At 71.1% G+C, this 15,037-nt stretch carries 13 protein-coding genes; 6 read left to right on the top strand and 7 right to left on the bottom strand.

The features are described from left to right. Window positions 1-45 precede the first annotated feature (45 nt). The gene (locus tag AC5L30_RS12430) at window positions 46-1,350 is read right to left on the bottom strand and encodes an ABC transporter substrate-binding protein (protein WP_494867286.1); all 1,305 of its coding nucleotides are present in this window, start codon (window positions 1,348-1,350) and stop codon (window positions 46-48) included. Between the two features lie 236 nt (window positions 1,351-1,586). Beyond that, window positions 1,587-2,345 (bottom strand): maleylpyruvate isomerase family mycothiol-dependent enzyme, encoded by a 759-nt coding sequence (locus AC5L30_RS12425; protein ID WP_494867285.1) that lies wholly within the window; start codon window positions 2,343-2,345, stop codon window positions 1,587-1,589. 114 nt (window positions 2,346-2,459) lie between these two features. Between AC5L30_RS12425 and AC5L30_RS12420 the strand changes: the two genes are divergently transcribed. Next, the gene (locus AC5L30_RS12420) at window positions 2,460-3,497 is read left to right on the top strand and encodes a UDP-N-acetylmuramate dehydrogenase (protein ID WP_494867664.1); all 1,038 of its coding nucleotides are present in this window, start codon (window positions 2,460-2,462) and stop codon (window positions 3,495-3,497) included. 173 nt (window positions 3,498-3,670) lie between these two features. On the opposite strand, the gene AC5L30_RS12415 is transcribed toward AC5L30_RS12420, so the two are convergent. Together AC5L30_RS12415 and AC5L30_RS12410 are read right to left on the bottom strand one after the other, a co-directional pair. After that, a complete protein-coding gene (locus tag AC5L30_RS12415; protein ID WP_494867284.1) occupies window positions 3,671-4,459 on the bottom strand; it encodes a class I SAM-dependent methyltransferase in 789 nt (262 codons plus the stop codon). A gap of 246 nt (window positions 4,460-4,705) precedes the next feature. Beyond that, window positions 4,706-5,473: an SDR family oxidoreductase gene (locus AC5L30_RS12410; protein ID WP_494867283.1), complete on the bottom strand. Its 768-nt coding sequence runs from the start codon at window positions 5,471-5,473 to the stop codon at window positions 4,706-4,708. Window positions 5,474-5,678: 205 nt separating this feature from the next. On the opposite strand from AC5L30_RS12410, the gene mshA reads away from it, so the two are divergent. The 3 genes from mshA (at window position 5,679) to AC5L30_RS12395 (ending at window position 8,889) form a co-directional block, all read left to right on the top strand. Next, window positions 5,679-7,043, top strand: coding sequence for a D-inositol-3-phosphate glycosyltransferase (gene mshA, locus AC5L30_RS12405; protein ID WP_494867282.1), 1,365 nt, complete (start codon window positions 5,679-5,681; stop codon window positions 7,041-7,043). 57 nt (window positions 7,044-7,100) lie between these two features. Then, entirely contained in the window at window positions 7,101-7,616 is a 516-nt protein-coding gene (locus AC5L30_RS12400; RefSeq protein ID WP_112605262.1) for a type III secretion system chaperone family protein, read from the top strand. A gap of 232 nt (window positions 7,617-7,848) precedes the next feature. After that, window positions 7,849-8,889 carry a hypothetical protein gene (locus tag AC5L30_RS12395; RefSeq protein WP_494867662.1) on the top strand — a complete coding sequence of 347 codons (1,041 nt, stop codon included), beginning with the start codon at window positions 7,849-7,851 and terminating at the stop codon, window positions 8,887-8,889. A gap of 365 nt (window positions 8,890-9,254) precedes the next feature. Here AC5L30_RS12395 and AC5L30_RS12390 read toward each other — a convergent pair whose 3' ends face one another. Together AC5L30_RS12390 and AC5L30_RS12385 are read right to left on the bottom strand one after the other, a co-directional pair. Continuing rightward, on the bottom strand, window positions 9,255-10,550 hold the full coding sequence (locus AC5L30_RS12390; protein WP_494867280.1) for an MFS transporter: 1,296 nt from the start codon (window positions 10,548-10,550) through the stop codon (window positions 9,255-9,257). Between the two features lie 74 nt (window positions 10,551-10,624). Next, complete coding sequence (locus AC5L30_RS12385) at window positions 10,625-11,905, bottom strand: MDR family MFS transporter (RefSeq protein ID WP_494867278.1); 1,281 nt, start codon at window positions 11,903-11,905, stop codon at window positions 10,625-10,627. 152 nt (window positions 11,906-12,057) lie between these two features. On the opposite strand from AC5L30_RS12385, the gene AC5L30_RS12380 reads away from it, so the two are divergent. Then, window positions 12,058-12,825, top strand: a complete 768-nt coding sequence (locus tag AC5L30_RS12380; RefSeq protein WP_196919940.1) for a phosphoglyceromutase — start codon at window positions 12,058-12,060, stop codon at window positions 12,823-12,825. Window positions 12,826-12,888: 63 nt separating this feature from the next. Here the strand turns inward: AC5L30_RS12380 and phoU are convergent, their stop codons facing one another. Continuing rightward, window positions 12,889-13,542, bottom strand: coding sequence for a phosphate signaling complex protein PhoU (gene phoU, locus AC5L30_RS12375; RefSeq protein WP_151496297.1), 654 nt, complete (start codon window positions 13,540-13,542; stop codon window positions 12,889-12,891). A 204-nt stretch (window positions 13,543-13,746) separates the two neighbouring features. Here phoU and AC5L30_RS12370 point away from each other — a divergent pair, with 204 nt between their 5' ends. After that, entirely contained in the window at window positions 13,747-15,030 is a 1,284-nt protein-coding gene (locus tag AC5L30_RS12370; protein ID WP_494867276.1) for a sensor histidine kinase, read from the top strand. Window positions 15,031-15,037 lie beyond the last annotated feature (7 nt).

Raw genomic sequence — 15,037 nt, 5'->3', positions numbered from 1 at the left:
CGGGCGGGACTCCGGTCGTCGGAGCCCGCCCGCACGCTGGTTGGGCTACTTGGCGGCGGCCTTCTTCGCGTTGGTCACCGCTTCGGTCCAGCCCTGCGCGGGGCTGCGCTGGCCCAGCTCCACGGTCCGTACGGCGTTCTCCACCTCGGTCCGGACAGCCTGGTTCTTCGGGCCCATGTAGACCGGCTTCAGGCTCTTCGCGCCGGTGCCGAAGATGGCGCCGACCGGTGCCCCGGAGAAGTACGCGTTGGTCGCGCCGGTAATCGCCGGGTCGTCGAGCGCCTGCGGCGAAGAGGGCAGCGGGCCCTTGGCCTTGAACGCCCCGATCTGTCCCTTGGCGCTGGTCAGGAACTTGGCCAGCTCGATCGCCTCGGCCTGGTGCTTGCTCTGCTTGGGCACGGCGAGGTGCGATCCACCCCAGTTGCCGCCGTTGCCGGGCACCCGGGCGATGTCCCACTTGCCCTGGGCGCCAGCGCCGGCGTTGGCCTCGATCACGCCGGTCATCCAGGCGGGGCAGGCGATGGTGGCGAACTTCGACTGCTTGAAGGCGGAGACCCACTCTTCCGACCAGGAGCCGTACTTTCCGGAGAGGCCCGAGTCGATGATGTCCATGGTGGTGTCCCACGCCTGCCGTACCGATGGGTTGCTGTCGACGACCAGGTTGTCGCTGGTGTCGTAGTAGCTGTAGCCGGTGGTGTTGCCGGCGGTTTGCAGCAGGATGGTGTTGAAGGTGTTGGTCGCCCCGTCGAGGAAGGACGCGCCGGTCTTCGCCGCGGTGAACCGCTCGCCGGTGGCGATGTAGTCCGGCCAGGTGGGCCAGAGCTTGGAGACCGCCTCCCGCTCGGTGGGCAGGCCGGCCTTTTCGAAGAGGTCCTTGCGGTAGCAGATGGCGATCCCGCCGACGTCGGTGCCGAGGCCGATGAGCTGCTTGCCGTCGGCGGTCAGGCCGGCGTTCCACTTCCACTCCAGGAAGTTGCCCTTGAGGTCGGCGGCGCCGTGGTCCAGCAGGTTGACGAAGTTCGCCGGGTTGGCCTTGTACTCGACCAGCAGGCCCTCCTCGATGGCCACCACGTCGCCGGCCCCTCGGCCGGCGGCGAGCCACTGGGTCAGCTTCGGCGAGTACTCGTCGAGGTTGGTGCCGGTGCCGCGTTCGACGATCTTCACGTCGGGGTTCGCGGCCATGTACTCCTGGTAGAGCTGCTCGTAGCCGAACTGGCCGAAGACGTCGACGGTCAGGGTGACCGGTCCGTCGCCCGGCTCGTCGCCGCCGCCGCAGCCAGCGGTGACGAGCAGGGCTGTGGCGGCGGTGAGGGCCACCGCGGCGAGGCGGCGGCGCGGGAAGACAGCCATGGGATTTCGACCTCTCTCAAGGCGGGCGGGTGATGGCAGATGGCTAAGAGAGCGCTCTCACGACAGGGTGGTGGGTCGGCCATCCCCTGTCAAGAGAGCGCTCTCTCAGCGTTGTGTTCCCGTGATGGACGGTCCCCGCGGGGCGGCGGCACGCGATAATGGGCTGGACCCCCGGACGCCGACGAGGGCGCCACCCCCGCTGGGGTGACGCCCTCGTTCGTGGTGGGTCGGTTCGGTCAGCCGGTGCGCAGACCGTTCAGCAGGGTGCGGTCGCCGGCGACATCCAGCGTCTCGAAGCTCACCCGCCCCCAGAGCGCCAACAGCAGGTCGCTCGCGGTGCCGCTGACCTGGGCGCGGGCGTGGTGATCGTCGTGGTCGAAGATGGTCGCGGTGTCGAGCAGCGCGACCCCCTCGCCGCGCAGCCGCAGATACCACTCCTGGGCCGCATCGGTCGCGCAGAGCTGTACCACCCCGTGCCAGTCACCCGGCACCTGCCGCCGGCCGGCCGGCAGCCAGGTGTCCAGCACCTCGCTCACCCCGTCGGCCGCGAGCTTCGCCTCCACAGGGTCACCAGCCGCGATGGCGAGCTGGGCGTCCCAGCGGTGCACAGCCGTCTCGTGGGCCATCCGACGCGGCCAGAAACCGGCTTTCTTCGGCTGTGGGGCCCAGTTCCACGCCGGCGACTCCGGGTCGAGCCCGTCGAAGAGGGCCATCACCCGGTCGTACCCCTGCTGCCACAACTGGAGCGCGCTCACGCCCGGGTCGGCCTCGAGCGTCTCCCGTCGAGGCGGCTGGCTGGTCTGGCCGGAACCGGCGAACGACGAAACCCAGTGGTAGATCCCGGCCATGTGCAGTGTGAGGTCGTTGACCGTCCAGCCCGGACAGGACAGCACCGGTGTCTCCGGCGGCGCCTCGGCCACCGCTGCCGCGAAGGCCGGACCCTCCGTCCGGAGCGCCCCGATCCAGAAATCCTTGCTGCCCTGCAGTCTGCTCATCGCCATCCTCCCGGGGGTGCCGGGCGACCAGTGGGTGCCACGGCTAATTGTCAGCCTAAGGTGAAGGGCGTGCCAGACGCCTCCGCCCAGCCGACAACCGACGCCGATCGTGCCATCCCCGGTCCACTCGCCGGGTACACCACCCTACGGACGGGTGGGCCGGCCGAACGGATCGTGGCCGCCGGCAGTGCCGACGAGCTCGTCCAGGCGGTGCGGACCGCGACAGAGCCGATCCTGATCCTGGCCGGGGGCAGCAACGTGGTGATCGGCGACGCCGGCTTCCCCGGCACCGTCGTCCTGGTGCGCTCCCGCGGTGTGCAGGTCATCGCCGAGGACGCCACCTCGGTCACCGTACGGGTCGACGCCGGCGAGCCGTGGGACGACCTGGTCGCCGCCACGGTCGCCAACGGCTGGGCCGGGCTGGAGTGTCTCTCCGGCATCCCCGGCTCGACCGGTGCCACCCCGATCCAGAACGTCGGCGCCTACGGCCAGGAGGTCGCCGAGACGATCACCGGCGTCGAGGTGTACGACCGGGTCGAGGGCACCCGACAGGTCATCCCCGCCGCCGACTGCGGCTTCGCCTACCGGGGCAGCATCTTCAAGTACGTGGACCGCTGGGTGGTGCTCTCGGTCGACTTCCGGCTCACCCGGTCTCCGCTCTCCGGGCCGGTGCGCTACGCGGAACTGGCCAGGGCCCTCGGCGTCGAGGTGGGCGACCAGGTGCCGCTGGCGGACGCCCGAGCGGTGGTACTGCGACTGCGCGCGGGCAAGGGGATGGTGCTCGACGCCAACGACCCGGACACTCGCTCGGTCGGCTCCTTCTTCACCAACCCGGTGCTCGACCGAGGGACGTACGAACAGCTCCTGGAACGCTCCGCGGAGCTGGGCGACCCGCCCGCCTGGCCCGGGGCGGACGGCCTGGTCAAGGTGAGCGCCGCCTGGCTGATCGACAAGGCCGGCTTCGCCAAGGGCCACCCCGGCGAGGGTGGGGTGGCGATCTCCAGCAAGCACACCCTGGCGCTGACCAACCGCAGCGGCACCGCCCACACCAGTGACCTGCTGATCCTGGCCCGCACCATCCGCGACCAGGTTCACGCCCGCTTCGGCGTAACCCTGCACCCCGAACCAGTCCTCATCAACTGCGCTTTCTAACGCACCCACCCTGCCTCACGCCCCGCCCTCGCCCCGCGATCTTGCAGTTTCTGCGGGGGCATAAATGCTGCAAAAGGGCAAATCATCAACCGAAAGTGCAAGATCGGCGTGCCGGGTGGGGTGTGCCGGGTTGGGGCGTGTGCGCTGGGAGTGCGGGGTGCGGGGTGTGTGAGTTAGGGGAGGGGCCAGGGGAGGGTTAATTCGCCCTGGCGCCAGCGGGTGGGATTGTCGAGAATGGGCCAGCCCGATTCGCGGAGACGGGTCACCGCTCGTAGCCAGCGTTGGCGGGGGCCGAAGGTGGCGTACGGGGCGGCGGCCTGCCAGGCGTCGTCCAGGGCGCGGATCAGAGCGTGCACCGGCTCACCGGGAACGTTGCGGTGGATCAGCGCCTTGGGCAGCCGCTCGGCCAACTCGGCGGGGCTGCCCAGCGTGGTGAGCTTCGCGGCCAGGGTCAGCGTCCGGGGGCCGTCGGCGTCGATCAGCAGCCAACTGGCGAGCCGCCCCAACTCGTCACACGTGCCCTCGACGAGCACTCCACCGGGGGCGAGCGCGGCGGTCATCGTCTGCCAGGCCTCGGCCACCTCGCTCTCGTCGTACTGCCGCAGCACGTTGAACGCGCGGACCAGCACCGGCCGCAGCCCGGCCAACTCGAACCCACCCCGGGCGAACGTCAGCCCGGGTGGGTCGGCGGCCGACGCCGCGGCCGCCACCCGGGCCGCGTCGATCTCCAACCCGACCAGCCGTACGTCCGGACGTACCCCGGCCGCCAGTCGAGCGCGTAACTCCACCGCCGTCACCGGGGTGGCGCCGTAGCCGAGGTCGACCACCAGAGGGTCGTCCGCCGCCAACAGCCGGTCGGCACAGGTGGCGACGATCCAGTTGTCCACCCGACGGAGTCGGTTCGGGTTCGTCGTGCCGCGGGTGACCACGCCGAACGGCCGCCGCCGCGCCGCAGGGCTCATGTCGACCTCAGGGCCAATCTCCGTTCGCGACTGCGGGGCTCGCAAACCCGGCTCACTCCTCGCGCTTCACTGCGTGGTCTCCGTTCGCGACTGCGGGGCTCGCAAACCCGGCTCACTCCTCGCGCTTCACTGCGTGGTCTCCGTTCGCGACTGCGGGGCTCGCAAACCCGGCTCACTCCTCGCGCTTCACTGCGTGGTCTCCGTTCGCGACTGCGGGGCTCGCAAACCCGGCTCACTCCTCGCGCTTCACTGGCCGACCCGGTGCACCTTGTGCTGGGCGGCCTGCGCTCGTGGCCGGACCACCAGCCGGTCGATGTTGACGTGCTCCGGGCGGGTGGCGCACCAGGCGATGCAGTCGGCGACGTCCTCGGCGACCAGCGGCCCCGGCACCCCGGCGTAGACGGCGGCCGCCCGTTCCGCGTCGCCCTCGAAGCGGACCAGCCCGAACTCCTCGGTCTTCACCATGCCCGGGTCGATCTCGATGACCCGCAGCGGCCGGCCACACAACTCCAGGCGGAGCGTGCCGGCGATGGCGGTCTGCGCGTGCTTCGCGGCGGTGTAGCCGCCCCCGCCCTCGTACACGGTCAGGCCGGCGGTGGAGGAGACCACCACGATGGTGCCGGAACCGGAGGCCTCCAGGGCCGGCAGCAGCGCCTGGGTGACCCGGAGGGTGCCGAGCACGTTCACGTCGTACATCCACTGCCAGTCGGCGACCGAGCCGGACTCCACCGGGTCCAGCCCGCGCGCCCCGCCTGCGTTGTTGACCAGGAGGGTGACCGGCCCGGGTGCCTGGGCGGCAGCCTCGGCCAACTGGGCCACCGACTCGTCCGAGGTGATGTCGCAGGTCACCGCGGTGGCCTGCCCGCCGGCGGCGGTGATCTCGGCGACCAGGTCGGTGAGGCGATCGGCGCGGCGGGCGGCGGCGAGCACGTGGAAGCCCTCGGCGGCGAGCCGGCGGGCGGTGGCCGCGCCGATTCCGCTGGACGCTCCGGTGACGATGGCGACTGAGGTCATCCCGACATTGTCACCCCGGGCGTACGACCAGCCCCGACCGGGCGTACGGCAGCCATTCCCGGTCGTTCGGTGATGAGGTCCGTCACCCCGAGGGGCCGCGCCGGGGAATTTCCGAAGCCCGATGGGGAAGATGACGTCCGGCGTACAGGTTGACCGAGAAGCGCCGGTCGTGCGAGACGGCATCAACCGTGACGAAGGAGCGGATGTGGCGGAAATGCACACCGGTGTCGGGCGTCAGCGAGGTGCCCGACCGTGGCCTCGGCCTCGCCGCATCGCCACCCTGTCGGTGCACACCTCACCCCTGCACCAGCCCGGCACGGGTGATGCCGGCGGAATGAACGTCTACATCCTCGAAGTCGCCCGGCGTCTCGCCGAGGCCAACGTGGAGGTGGAGATCTTCACCCGGGCCACCTCCGGCGACCTTCCCCCGGTGGTCGAGATGGCGCCCGGCGTGCAGGTCCGGCACATCACCTCCGGCCCCCTGGAGGGTCTCACCAAGGAGGAGCTGCCCGGTCAGCTCTGCGCCTTCACGGCCGGGGTGCTGCGCGCGGAGGCATCCCGCCCGCCCGGCCACTACGACCTGATCCACTCCCACTACTGGCTCTCCGGCCAGGTCGGTTGGCTGGCCAAGGAGCGCTGGGGGGTGCCGCTGGTGCACACCGCGCACACCCTCGCGAAGGTCAAGAACGCCCAGCTCGCGGCCGGTGACCGGCCGGAGCCCAAGGCCCGGGTCATCGGCGAGGAGCAGGTCGTCGCCGAGGCGGACCGGCTGGTCGCCAACACCCGGGTCGAGGCCAGCGACCTGCTCGACCGGTACGACGCCGACCCGACCCGGGTGTGCGTCGTGCAGCCGGGCGTCGACCTGGCCCGGTTCCGGCCCGCGCCGGGCGACCGGTCCGCGGCCGCCCGCCAGGCCCGTCGCCGGCTGGGGCTTCCAGTCGACGGGTACGTGGTTGCCTTCGTCGGCCGGATCCAGCCGCTCAAGGCCCCCGACGTGCTGATCCGCGCGATCGCCGCGTTGCGGGAGCGCGACCCGGCGCTGGCCGACCAAGTGACCGTGGTGATCTGCGGCGGGCCCAGCGGCAGTGGGCTGGACCGGCCCACCGCCCTGATCGAGCTGGCCGCCAAGCTCGGGGTCAGCGACGGGGTGCGGTTCCTGCCACCGCTCACCGGCGACGACCTTCCGGCCCTGTACCGGGCGGCGGATCTGGTCGCGGTGCCGTCGCACAACGAATCCTTCGGGCTGGTCGCCCTGGAGGCGCAGGCATGCGGTACGCCGGTGCTGGCCGCCGCCGTCGGAGGGCTGGTCACCGCCGTCCGGGATCAGGTCAGCGGCGTACTGATCGACGGACACGACCCGGTCGACTGGGCCCGTGCGCTGGGCAGCCTGCTGCCGAACCGGGCGCTGCGGTCGGTGCTGGCCCGAGGTGCCGAGCAGCACGCACGACATTTCTCCTGGGACCGTACGGTCGCCGGTTTGCTCGGGGTCTACGGCGAGGCGATCGCCGGGCACCGCGCCCGGCTCGCGGCCGACCTGGCGGGTGACCCGGCGCTCTCCTGTTCCTGGTGACCCGGGGCGCCCGTTGTCACCCGGTGCGCAGGCCGGGTCGGTCGTAGAGTGGGTCCGGTGAGCCCGAAAAGCGATCTTGCGACCCTGATCGAGTCGGTCTGCGCCGAGCGGGACCTGGCCTGGGAGTCGACCGGCCCCGGCTCGTACGCGGTGACGTTGCCGGGCACCCACAAGCTCAAGACGATCTGCAACCTGATCGTCGGTGAGCACGCGCTGCGGATCGAGGCGTTCGTGATGCGCCAGCCGGACGAGCGCCGCGAGGAGCTGTGGGCCTGGCTGTTGCAGCGCAACGCCCGGATGTACGGCGTCTCCTTCTCCACCGACGCGGTCGGCGACGTGTACCTGACCGGTCGGGTCAACCCGGCCGGCGTGGATGCCGACGAGTTGGACCGACTGTTCGGCGCGGTGCTCACGTACGCCGACGAGTCGTTCGACACGATGCTGGAGATCGGGTTCGGCAGCTCGATCCGGCGCGAGTACGAGTGGCGGGTCAAGCGGGGCGAGTCGACCGCCAACCTGGCCGCCTTCGCCCACCTCTTCGAGCCCTCCGGCGCCGGCCCCGACCCAACCTGACCCAACACCCGCGCCTCGCGCGCCTGGGGTTCGGACTGCTCCTGACGGGTATGCCGCACCGCGCGGTGCGGCAAGGGACCCCCGCGCGCCGATGACGGAGTGCCAAGGAGCGGAGCGTCCCATGGCTCAGCGGAACAGCTCAGGTCGCGGCGCGACTGCGACCAGGACGAAGCGACAGGCCGGCAACCAGACGCCGGGTACGCCCGGAGTCTCCGAGTCGGAGATCTCCCGGATGCGGGTGGACGACATCCGCGGGCAGCTGCGCAAACGCGGGGTCTCCGGGATCTCCGGACTGCGCAAGCCCGATCTGGTGAAGCAGTTGGTGCGCTCGATGCGGGCCGGCGCGGGTCGGAGCAGCACCGGCCCGTCGGGCCGGGCCACCGGTACCCGGGCCTCGGCGGGTCGTGCCGCCGCCACCAAGAAGTCGGCGGCCAGGCCGGCGTCGAGCCGCGCGAAGGCCGCGCCGGCGAACAAGAGCGCGCCCGCGAAGCGGGCCGCCGCCACGAAGGCGACCGCCACCCGGAAGTCGACGGCGGCGGCGAAGAGGGCACCGGCGAAGAAGGCGACCGCCGCGAAGAAGACGACAGCGGCGGCGAGGCCCGCGGCCGCCCGCAAGACCACGGCCGCGAGCAGGACGACCGCCGCCCGTAAGACAGCGGCGGCGCGGAAGACCACGGCGGCCCGTAAGACGACGACGGCGCGTACTTCGCCCGCGCGGAAGGCGCCGGCGAAGAAGGCACCAGCGCGGCCGGCGGCGAAGCGCACGACGCCGGCCAAGAGCGCGGCGGCGAAGCGCACGACGCCGGCCAAGCGCACGACGGCGAAGCGTGCGACGCCGGCCAAAAGCGCGGCGGCGAAGCGCACGTTGACGCCGTCGACCGGCGGCGGGACGGCGGCCGGCGGGATCCGGACCGGCCGGGGTACGGGTCGGTCGGTGCGCAGCTCGCAGGTGATCTCGTCGACGATGGACCGCCCGGAGCGGCCGGGGCGGAGTCTGATCACGGCGAATCACGAGGTGATCCAGCGCTGGGCCCGGGAACGCGGGGCGAAGCCGGCGACCATCGCCGGCACCGAGCGGGATGGTCGGGCGGGGGTGTTGACCTTCAACATTCCCGGATACCGGGAAAGCAGCCGGATCCGCGAGATCACCTGGGATGAGTGGTTTTACACCTTTGACCTGCGGCGGCTGAACCTGATTTACCAAGAACAGTTGCGGGACGGCCGGCAGAGCAACTTCTTCCGGACCGAGTCACCCGATCGGGAAGACGGTTGAGGTGTTTGCGGGAATGGCCGACGGGTAGTCGGCTGTTGCCAACGGACGAGGCCGGAGCAGCGGATACTCGCCAGTTGTGACCGGCGAGACAGCGGTTCTGGGTTGAATCCAGAATCCGGGCGAACTAGCTTTATTGCACCGCGCCACGTTTGGAAACGTTCGGGGGAGCGGCGGATCGATCAGATCCGCGCACCAGACGAGGCGCGAGGGGACGGGTGGATTAACCGTTGGGGGACGGTTCCCACCTGTTTGGACCGGCGGCGTGAGCGGGCGATGCTTACGGGGGTGAGTGTTGCCCGCCGCCGCCGGCCCCACCGGCGGGCGCCCACCACGACCTCAGGGACGTGGTGGGCGCTTTGCGTCGGTTATCCGGTCGGTACGCGGTCTGCGGGGGTTGTCGGCTCCAGGTTGGCGACCCGGCGCAGCGCGGCGACGTGCCGCTCCCGGGGTGGTCCGGCGAGCAGGTGCCCGAGCGCGGCCAACAGACCCAGCCCACCCACGATCAGCCAGTGCCGGTCGCCGAGGTGCTGGAGGCTCACCCCGCCGAGGGTGGGTGCGACGAACGCCGCGGCCGGGAACGTCAGGTAGAAGACCGACTGGTAGCGCGCGCGTAGCTGCGGTGGCGCCAGGTCCGCGTTGATCTGCGCGTTGGGCGGGGCGGCGAGCATCGAGCCGACCGTCCAGACCACTGCGGCACCCAGGTAGATGGCTATTTCGTCGGCGATGGCGAGCGCCCCGAAGCCGAGCGCGAGCAGCGCCGTGGAGGCGGCCAGCACGACGTCCTTGCGGTGTCGGTCGATCAGCCGGGGCACGAACAGTTGGCCGACCACGATCAGCGCGCCGCCGAGCGCCACCACCAGGCCGTACGCCGATGGGCCCAGGCCGTCCGCGCGCATGGCCAGCGGCATGATCGTGGACGTCTGCATGGTGAGTACGGCCAGCACGAAGGTGAGCCCGACGAAGACCAGGAAGGTGCGGTCGGTGAGCGCGGTGTGTAGTCCCGGCCGGCGGGTTCGGATGGATTTCGGTGCCGCGCCTGCGGCGGGCGGTGAGCCGGCCGCTGGCCGGGCCAGCCGCAGGGTTTCGGGCACCTTCCAGGCGATCACGGCGGCGGCGGTCAGGGTGGCGCCCGCGTCGACCAGGAACAGCGCGGTGAAGCTCGCCTCGGCCAGCACCCCGGCGAGCAGCGAGGCGACCGCCATGCCCAGGTTGAACGCCCAGAACTGAAGGTTGAACGCCCGCGAGCGGCGCTCGGCGGGCACCACGTCGACGATCGCCGCCACGAACGCCGGGCTGGGCATCGAGTGGACCACGCCGATCAGCGCGGAGAGCACCGCGATCAGCAGCAGGGGCCGGGTGAAGGCGAGCGCCACCATCAGGCCGACCGTGGCCAGGTGCGCGGCGAGCAGGGTCGCCCGGCGTCCCCACCGGTCGGCGAGCACCCCGCCGAGTAGTACGCCGGCCGCCCCGCCGGCCCCGTACGCGCCGACCACCGTGCCGGCCAGCCCTTCGCTCGCGCCGCGTACGTCGGTGAGGTAGAGCGAGAGGAACAGCATGGCGAACGCGCCGGCGCGGTTGATCAGCAGGCCGGCCCAGAGATACCAGAAGGTGGCGGGGAGCCCGCCTGCGGTGTCGTGCCACCAGCGCCGCAGGGCGTGCACCCGACCTCCCGACAGTTCAGGTTGTTAACTGTTTCCACTGCACAGTAGGAACTCCGGCACCGCCGCGCCACTCATTACGCCTCGGCGGGCTGCGTCGTCCGGGCGGCGGTGGTCGGTGTCAGTGCCTCACCGGAGCGGCGCAGCGCGGCGGCCCGCCGTTCCCGGGCCGGCCCGGACACCAGGTGGGCCACTGCGGTCAGGAGGCCGAGCGCGGCGCAGCCGTACCAGAGCGTGTCGTTGCCGGCGTGCTCGCGCACCAGACCGCCGAGGATCGGCGCGCTGGCCCCGGCGATCTGCCAGGAGAGGGAGAACGCGCCCTGGTAGCGACCGCGCAGCTCGGCCGGGGACAGCTCGGCGATCAGCGTGGAGTTGGAGGGCGAGTTCAGCATCTCGCCGACCGTCCAGATCAGCACGGTCAGCCCGTAGAACCAGGCGGTGCCGGCGAACGCGGTCAGCCCGAACCCCACGCCCATGACCACGGATGCCAGCGCGAGCACGTGCGAGCGGCTCCGGCCCCGGATCAGTCGGGGTACGAAGAGTTGGCCGACCACGATGAGGATGCCGTTGAGCGCGATCACCGAGCCGTAGGTGGCCGGGCTCAGGCCGTCGTCGCCCATCGCGATCGGCAGCATCGAGATGTGCTGGAGGAACACCAGCGCGGCGAACAGGTTGAGTGCCACGAAGCCGAGGTAGACCCGGTCGGTGAGGATGGTGCGCAGCGCGCCGCGCGGAGCCGCTGCTGCCGTGACGGCGGTGATCGGGCCAGCCTGTCGGGTCTCCGGCACCTTGATGAAGATGATCAGCGCGGTGATCAGCATGGTGGCCGCGTCGACCACGAACAGCAGCAGGTAGTCGGCCTGGGCGGCAAGGCCGGCGAGGACCGCGGCGCAGGCGAAGCCCAGGTTGATCGCCCAGTAGTTGAGCGAGAAGGCGCGCAGCCGGTCCTTCGCCGGCACCACGTCGATCATCATGGCCCCGAACGCGGGCCGGGCCGCCTCGGCGAACATGCCGAGCAGCAGCGCGCCCAGCGCCACCGCCCAGAGGTCCCGGGCCAGTCCGAGGCCGAGCATCATGGCCGCCGCGCCCACGTGGGCGGTGAGCAGCGTCGGCCGGCGGCCCCACCGGTCGGCGAGGGTGCCGCCAGCGGTGGTGCCGAACGCCCCACCGACGCCCCAGAGGCCGATCACCAGGCCGGCCTGCGAGGCCGAGAAGCCACGTTCCTGGGTCAGGTAGATGGCGAGGAAGACGAGGACGAACGAGCCGAGCCGGTTGATCAGGGTGCCGGACCACAGGTACCAGAAGGTGGTCGGTAAGCCGCCGGTGGTGTCCCGGAACCAACTCCGCATCGTCCGCATATGGCGCCCCGCTTGCAAGTAATGACCGATGTGACTGGCGTGCCTTACGACCCTAGTGGCGGCCGGATCCGCTGGTCATCAGCTTTTTCACGTGGTGGTCGTCACGACGGCTGCCCGCGTGTCCGTCGGACGGTTGAGGCAGGATGATCCGCATGACTGCGAGCGAAGGGCCCACCGTCGGGACGCTGGTCCTGCTGCGACACGGTGAGAGCGACTGGAATGCCAAGAACCTCTTCACCGGCTGGGTGGACGTCGACCTGACCGAGAAGGGCGAGGGCGAGGCGCGGCGCGGCGGCGAACTGATGCGCGAGCACAGCCTGCTGCCGGACGTCGTGCACACCAGCGTGATGCGCCGTGCGATCCGCACCGCCGAGCTGGCGCTCAACGCCGCCGACCGGCACTGGATCGCCGTGCGCCGGTCGTGGCGGCTCAACGAGCGCCACTACGGCGCCCTGCAGGGCAAGAACAAGAAGCAGACCCTCGACGAGTACGGCGAGGAGCAGTTCATGCTCTGGCGTCGGTCGTACGACACGCCACCGCCGCCGATCGACGACAACGACGAGTGGTCGCAGGTGGGTGACCCGCGTTACGCGCTGCTGCCGACCGAGCTGATGCCGCGTACCGAGTGCCTCAAGGACGTCGTCGAGCGGATGCTGCCCTACTGGTACGACTCGATCGTGCCGGACATCCTGGCCGGCCGGACGGTGCTGGTGGCCGCGCACGGCAACTCGCTGCGCGCCCTCGTCAAGCACCTCGACCAGATCTCCGACGAGGCGATCGCCAAGCTGAACATCCCGACGGGCATCCCGCTGCGCTACGACCTCGACCCGCAGCTGCGCCCGCTCACGCTGGGCGGCACCTACCTCGACCCGACCGCCGCGAAGGCAGCCGCCGCGGCGGTGGCCAACCAGGGGCGCTGAGCCAACAGACAGGGGCCCCTCGTCATCGCGCAGAGCAATGACAGGGGCCCCTTTCATTCCGGGTCAGTTGCTGCTGGGCGTGCTCTCCCCGGTGATCAGGTAGATCACGTGCTCGCCGGCGTTGACCGCGTGGTCGGCGAAGCGCTCGTAGAAGCGGCCCAGCAGGGTGGCGTCGATCGCCGTCTCCACCCCGTACGGCCAGTCGTCGCCGAGCAGCACCGCGAACAGGTTCTTGTGCAGCTCGTCCATGGCGTCGTCGTCGCGGTCCAGCTCGCCGGCGAGGTCGGCGTCGGGCTTGGCCAGCACCGAACCGATCTTCACGGCCATCCGGTCGGCGATCTCCGACATCTCGGTGAAGACGGTCCGCAGCTCGGCCGGGACGGCCGGGGAGGGGTGCCGGCGCAGCGCGGTCTTCGCCACGTGCTCGGCGAGGTCGCCCATCCGCTCGAGATCAGCGGCCACGTGCAGCGCGGTGATCATCGCCCGGAGGTCGGAGGCAACCGGCGCCTGCCGGGCGAGCAGGTCACAGACCCGCTCCTCGACGTGCCGGTAGAGGTCGTCGATCTCGGCGTCCCGCTCGATGACCGTCTCGGCGGCCTGCCGGTCGGCGGTGAGCAGGGCCCGGGTGGCCTGGCGCATGGCGGCGCGGACGCCCTCCGCCATGTCCACCAGCAGTTGGCTGACGATCTGGAGGTCGGCCCGGAACTCGTCGCGCATCATCACGTCCTGTGGTCGGTCGCCGCCGACGGGTGCCGGCGCAGGGGGTTGAGCAGGTGCGACGCCAACGGTAGGGCGCGTGGACGGATCCCGGATGAACCACGGTGAACGACGCCAGACGTGGGGGTGAACACTTCCGTAAGTGAGGGTAGTTCGTCCCGGTCTGTGTGGTAGCCAGGTTAACAATGACCCTACGATCGCCGGGTGGAGTGGGCGGTGGCGGTCGTGGTGGCCCTGGCTTTGGTGGCCGGGATGGCCGCCGGTCTGCTGCTGCCCCGGTTCCTGCCAAGGCGGGACGGTCACTCCACGTCGACGGGGAGCGTCAGCTTCCGCTGGAGCAGGGGGAGGCCCGCGATAGCCGACGAGCAGCAGGCCGGGCTCGGCCGCCGGACGATCGACTCACTCCGGGCCGGTGTCGTGGTACTGGACAACGACGACGTCCCCGTGTTGATCAACCCGGCCGCCCGCGCGATGGGGTTGCTGCGTACCGGCAGCACCCCCGGCTCAATCGCCGCGCATCCGCTGATCCGTACCCTTGCCGGCCAGGTGCGACGCACCGGCGTGCGGCGCGAGATCGAGCTGGACCTGCCCCGGGGTCGCGACAGCGCGGGGGAGAACCCGCTCGGCGTGCACCTGCGGGCGATGGGTCTCGGCAACGGCTTCATCGCGGTCGAGGCGGTCGACGTGACCGAGTCGCACCGGCTGACCCGGGTACGACGCGACTTCGTGGCCAACGTGAGCCACGAGCTCAAGACCCCGATCGGGGCCCTGCAACTGCTCGCCGAGGCGTTGCTGGACGCGACCGAGCCAGCCGACGCCGCGACGCCCGATCTCTCCGAGGACCTGGTGGCCGCCCGCCGGTTCGCCGAACGGATCCAGCACGAGTCGACCCGGCTGGGTCGGCTGGTGCAGGAGTTGCTGGAGCTGACCCGGTTGCAGGGGGCTGAGCCCCAACCACCACCGGAGCCGGTAGCGCTGGACTGGGTGATCGCCGAGGTGGTCGACCGGACCCGCACCACGGCCTCCGCCCGGGGTGTCTCGGTGGCCGTGGACGGTGAGCGTGGTCTCACCGCGTACGGCAGCGACTCCCAACTCGCCACGGCGGTGGCGAACCTGGTGGAGAACGCCATCAACTACTCCGGCGAGGACACCACGGTGCGGGTGACCCTCCGCGGCGACGACGAGCACGTCGAGGTCGCCGTCGCCGACCAGGGCATCGGTATCGCCCCCACCGACGTGGACCGGATCTTCGAGCGGTTCTACCGGGCCGACCAGGCCCGCTCGCGTGCCACCGGCGGCACCGGGCTCGGCCTGGCGATCGTGAAACACATTGCGAGCAACCATGGCGGACGGGTCGAGGTATCGAGCACTCTTGGTGGTGGATCGACGTTCACCCTCCGGCTGCCTGCCAGTCCACCGGATGACCTTTTGGCGACACTGCCGCCGGTTGGGATCGAGTCCGGTCCGACTGGGCTACGGCAGGTCTGACAGCAAA

Source organism: Micromonospora sp. BQ32, assembly GCF_059358895.1.
This window is presented reverse-complemented; position numbering and strand designations above follow the sequence as displayed.

What these genes read in the sequence shown, in the direction of transcription:
- AC5L30_RS12430 (WP_494867286.1), bottom strand. Translation starts at nt 1,350, where the DNA reads ATGGCTGTCTTCCCGCGCCGCCGCCTCGCCGCGGTGGCCCTCACCGCC.
- AC5L30_RS12425 (WP_494867285.1), bottom strand. Translation starts at nt 2,345, where the DNA reads ATGAGCAGACTGCAGGGCAGCAAGGATTTCTGGATCGGGGCGCTCCGG.
- AC5L30_RS12395 (WP_494867662.1), top strand. Translation starts at nt 7,849, where the DNA reads ATGCGGGTGGACGACATCCGCGGGCAGCTGCGCAAACGCGGGGTCTCC.
- phoU (WP_151496297.1), bottom strand. Translation starts at nt 13,542, where the DNA reads ATGCGCGACGAGTTCCGGGCCGACCTCCAGATCGTCAGCCAACTGCTG.
- AC5L30_RS12385 (WP_494867278.1), bottom strand. Translation starts at nt 11,905, where the DNA reads ATGCGGACGATGCGGAGTTGGTTCCGGGACACCACCGGCGGCTTACCG.
- AC5L30_RS12410 (WP_494867283.1), bottom strand. Translation starts at nt 5,473, where the DNA reads ATGACCTCAGTCGCCATCGTCACCGGAGCGTCCAGCGGAATCGGCGCG.
- AC5L30_RS12415 (WP_494867284.1), bottom strand. Translation starts at nt 4,459, where the DNA reads ATGAGCCCTGCGGCGCGGCGGCGGCCGTTCGGCGTGGTCACCCGCGGC.
- AC5L30_RS12380 (WP_196919940.1), top strand. Translation starts at nt 12,058, where the DNA reads ATGACTGCGAGCGAAGGGCCCACCGTCGGGACGCTGGTCCTGCTGCGA.